Here is a 4,048-nt window from a genome sequence, read left to right on the forward strand (position 1 = left end):
TCCATTCACCATAGGCCAGTTTGACCGATGGCCAGTCTTTGGCGGTGGGCTGGCGTTCGCCGCGTGTGATGAGCCAATGTGCGCATTGCGCCACACCTGCGTGGGTCAGCCATAGCACGGGCTGGCCTGTGGCCTGTGATTGCGAGCGTGCAGCGGTCAAAGCACGGTTCACGCGGGCCATCATCGCGGCCAGCGATTCGCCGCCGCCCGGCGCGTGGTTCCAGAAATCGGCGGTCCAGGCGTTCATTTCGGCGCGTGCAATGGCGTCCCAGCGCAGGCCTTCCCAGTTGCCAAAATCCATTTCGGCCAGATCGGGGTTGGGTTTCAGTGTGAAAACAGGCTCAATTGCTTGTAGATTGAGCGCAAGATGCTCGCATCTTTGCAGCGGAGAGTGCCACACCTCACCCGGCTCCAATCCTTCTGCCCGCCAGGCCTGCTGTAGCGCAACAGCAGCAGCCGTCGTGGCGTTGTCATCAGCCGCGAGGTTACTGCGGCCATAGCAGACCCCCGGAGCCACGAGTGGTTGTGCATGGCGTTGCAGCCATAAGACGGGGGGCGACAGGCGTTGGGGCAAATTCACATGCAGTCCAGATCCATATGCAATGAGAACGATGAAGGCATTGCAGTTGATAAGCGCCGTTTTTAAAAATGCCAGGCTGTTATCGCAACAACCCGCGATTGTTGACCACTTCTCCCGTCCCAGTGTCGAGCCATCTCGCCCACCGCTATCGCCCGACCATGGAGCGCCTTGCCAACATGGAATGCACTCTTTACCAGTGATGGGAGAGTCATGCGTGCTTACAGGCGCGCCTCCTGAGAAGCCATTGCGCACGGCCTTCAGCGATGGGTTATGCGCAAACGGAATGTGATCGATGGAGGAGTGTAGACGTTGCCACGCATCGAAAAACGCTCAACTGGAAATCAGCACCGTTCATCTGCCTCGGTCGTGCATGGCGCAGATTGATAGCTAAAATTTTCTAAAAATATGATTCTTATAGCGTTCATCGAAATATAGAGACAAATGATAGGTGAGAGCCGTGGCTGCTAAAGAGGAGCGGCGCTGCTCCAAATTTTTCAGCGGGTTATGGGAGGGAGTCTGGTGAGAAGAAGAGCTTTTTCAAAGCGTGTAATCGGTTTCACGCTGATTGAAATCATGATTGTGGTCGCAATCATTGGAATTTTGGCAGCGATAGCACTGCCAGGTTACAGCGACTATGTGTTGCGCGGCAGACTTCCGGAAGGAACCAGCGGGCTCGATACCATGCGCATGGACCTGGAGCGCTACTACCAGGACAACCGCACCTATGCGAGCACTGCAACCGCTACATCGCCATGCGCGGGTACGCGCTCGCTGCAGTATTTTGATATCAGCTGTCCTGATGAGCTGACGAATAGCAAGTACACAGCACAGGCCGTGGGGAAGGGGCCTGTCGCGGGCTTCACTTATACGATCAATTCCCTTAACGAGCGCCACACGACGGCTGCAGGCCCCGGCTACAGCACTTGCAATAACGCCAATGGCTGGATGATGCGCAAGGGGCAAGCATGCTAGCGCTTGCTTATCCTGTCCGCAAAGTGCCCCGGCATGCAGGCTTCACGATGGTGGAGTTGATGGTGACCCTGGCCGTCATGGCAGTCCTTGCGGCCTTAGCGCTTCCATCGTTCCAGGTTTTCATGGCAGAGAACCGCGCCAGTGGCAAAACCGTGGAGCTGGTAGCGGCCCTCAAAACGGCGCAATCCGAAGCACTGCGCCGCAGCCGCCAAGTGCTGTTCACCTTTACTGACAGCCCCATGCCCAGTACGGCGTTGACAGGGGCTGTCAATGGCAAATCCTGGGCAACCGTGGTGCTCCCGCTGGCGGATGCGTCCAGCAGCGTCACGCCTGAGGTGGTCAATGTAGGCGGCTACAGCGAAGGCACTGCCGATGTCGTGGTGAGCGCAAGCACCACGGCCATGTGCTTTATGCCTGATGGCTCCATCAAGGCGAATACCACAACGGGTGTAACCGGCGCAGATTGTGCCGTTAACGCCTCCTCTGGCGCTCAATTCTTGATCCAGCCGTCGCTTGGTACCAAGCGCTGGCAAGTCAGTGTCTCCCCCACAGGAAAAGTCACCAGTTGTCTGGGTACTGTGGGTGGCAGTGGCATCTTTACCTGTTCTTGATTGCACCTATGCGTTCATATCCTGTACGTAATCAAAAGGCCAGTCGTGGCTTCATGTTGATCGAGGTCCTGATTTCCCTGCTGATTTTTTCACTGGGGGTGATCGGCCTGATGGGCATGCAGGCGCGGGCCATACAGGCTGGCACCGATGCGCAAGACCGCGATATCGCGGCCAGGCTCGCCAACCAGCTGTCCAGCCAGATGCAGATTGGCAGAACCACGGACCTGAGTGCAGCCAATCTCACTGCCTGGAAGGATCTGGTTGCCGCAGAGTTGCCCAATGGAGAGGGCGATGTGACGCAAGTCACCACAGGAACCAATGCAAAGATCGTGGTGACATGGCAGGCTCCTGCGTATGCAACCACACCGCCCGCCGCCAAAAGTCAGTTTGAAACCCAAGTGGTGTTAGCCCAATGAGCCATTACCCCCCCTCATTAGGCGGCAAGCGCACTCACTTGCAGCATGGCATGACCTTGATCGAGCTGATGGTGGCACTCACCGTTGGCTTGTTGCTGGCCTTGGCGGTGACCACGGTGATCGCGGTCACCTTGCGCCAGCAAAAGGTCTCGGCCTCGGTGGGTGAGCGCGACCAGGCTGGCACCTATGCCATGGCTCAGCTGGACAAGTACATCCGCAGCGCGGGCTCCGGTTTTTCCAATACCTCTGCGCTTGGCATGCTGGGCTGCACGCTGCATGCTGGTAAAGGAAGCACAACGCTGCTGCCCGCAGCGAGCCTGGCTGCTCCCTTTGCCAGTGTGAGCAGTTTGAAAGCACCTCTTGCAGCGCCGGTGTTAGTGGAGAAGGGCGTGGGAGCCAATGGCTCGGATGTTCTTTTTGTCATGGCAGCGCATGGCGCCGCAGCCGATGTGCCTCGCGCCGTGTTGCCTGCCGGCTCTGCCGTACCTACCTTGGCCTTCAATAATGTCATCGACCTGGCTCCCAAGGACCTGGTTCTTGTGGCCGCCAGCGGGCAATCCGATTGCTACGTCTCCCAAATCAATACCACCGCAAGCACTTCGGCTACGGTGGTTTTGGGAGGGGCTTACTACGCAGCCTCCCAGGTGACGGCTGTGCAGGCAATTGTGGACTCCAAGGACGCCTATCTGGCAGCGCTGGGTAACAGTACCGGCGGCTATCCAATGGCAAGGTTGTTTGGAGTGGGCAGTGGCGATGCGCTTTACCAATACGACGTATTGCAGTTGTCCGGCTCTGCTGTGGGCACCATTGCGGAAGACGTCTCTCACCTGTTTGCCTTGTATGGCGTCGATACCGATAAAGACGGCAAGGTCGACGCCTGGGTGAGCCCGGGTGCAGCGGGATGGACCGTTGCAGACCTCAAGGCTGCCTCTTCAAAGATCAATCAGATCCTGGCGATTCGCGTGGCGGTCGTCACCCACTCCCATGGTGTCAAGCAGGCCGGTATCAGCCCGGCAACGCTTTACGCATTTGAGGATTTGGGTTCGCTCAAGCAGACGATTACCTTGACCTCAGCGCAACGGGCTGATCGTTTCAAGGTGACCGAAAGCATTATTCCTTTGCGCAACAATTTGCTCGTCCAGTGATGAAGGCCTCTCATATTTTCAACAGCGCGCCCAGAGCGCCTGCTTTGCGGTGGGGCACCTCTCGCCATCCCTTATCGGGTTCTCTGGCGATTCGGCAAAGAGGGTTCTCGCTATTTCTGACGCTGATCGCATTGGTCGCCTTGCTGGTTGCAGCAGTGGCCATCATGCGTTCCAACCAGATGGGGCTGTTTTCCAGCGGAAATCTGGCATTCAAGCAGGATTCTGTGGCTCGGCTTTGTTGCATAAATCGGTTTGAGACTGAGTCTCCCCAAACCCCAGACGTAGTTATGCCACGGCCACCGTTTGGGGCGTGCCCAGCTCGGT

The 4,048-nt window shown here is 57.5% G+C and carries 5 protein-coding genes; 4 read left to right on the plus strand and 1 reads right to left on the minus strand.

The features are described from left to right. A partial coding sequence (locus tag HNP33_RS20735) for a histidine phosphatase family protein (protein WP_325064970.1) occupies positions 1 to 580 on the minus strand: 580 nt, incomplete at its 3' end. A 504-nt stretch (positions 581 to 1,084) separates the two neighbouring features. On the opposite strand from HNP33_RS20735, the gene HNP33_RS20740 reads away from it, so the two are divergent. Genes HNP33_RS20740 through HNP33_RS20755 form a run of 4 tightly spaced genes read left to right on the plus strand, consistent with a single transcriptional unit; the run spans position 1,085 to position 3,724 of the window. Next, entirely contained in the window at positions 1,085 to 1,552 is a 468-nt protein-coding gene (locus tag HNP33_RS20740; protein WP_184711751.1) for a type IV pilin protein, read from the plus strand. Further along, complete coding sequence (locus tag HNP33_RS20745) at positions 1,546 to 2,163, plus strand: GspH/FimT family pseudopilin (protein ID WP_184711752.1); 618 nt, start codon at positions 1,546 to 1,548, stop codon at positions 2,161 to 2,163. The genes HNP33_RS20740 and HNP33_RS20745 overlap by 7 nt, the downstream gene beginning before the upstream one ends. Positions 2,164 to 2,216: 53 nt before the next feature. Then, on the plus strand, positions 2,217 to 2,579 hold the full coding sequence (locus HNP33_RS20750; RefSeq protein ID WP_184711750.1) for a type IV pilus modification PilV family protein: 363 nt from the start codon (positions 2,217 to 2,219) through the stop codon (positions 2,577 to 2,579). Next, complete coding sequence (locus tag HNP33_RS20755) at positions 2,576 to 3,724, plus strand: PilW family protein (RefSeq protein ID WP_184749509.1); 1,149 nt, start codon at positions 2,576 to 2,578, stop codon at positions 3,722 to 3,724. Before HNP33_RS20750 ends, HNP33_RS20755 begins: the two co-directional genes overlap by 4 nt. Positions 3,725 to 4,048 lie beyond the last annotated feature (324 nt).

It is taken from the genome of Comamonas odontotermitis (assembly GCF_014207855.1).
Classification (GTDB): Bacteria; Pseudomonadota; Gammaproteobacteria; order Burkholderiales; family Burkholderiaceae_C; genus Comamonas; species Comamonas odontotermitis_A.

Coding starts and splice junctions, on each gene's coding strand:
- HNP33_RS20740 (WP_184711751.1), top strand. CDS start 1,085: ATGGGAGGGAGTCTGGTGAGAAGAAGAGCTTTTTCAAAGCGTGTAATC.
- HNP33_RS20745 (WP_184711752.1), top strand. CDS start 1,546: ATGCTAGCGCTTGCTTATCCTGTCCGCAAAGTGCCCCGGCATGCAGGC.
- HNP33_RS20750 (WP_184711750.1), top strand. CDS start 2,217: ATGTTGATCGAGGTCCTGATTTCCCTGCTGATTTTTTCACTGGGGGTG.
- HNP33_RS20755 (WP_184749509.1), top strand. CDS start 2,576: ATGAGCCATTACCCCCCCTCATTAGGCGGCAAGCGCACTCACTTGCAG.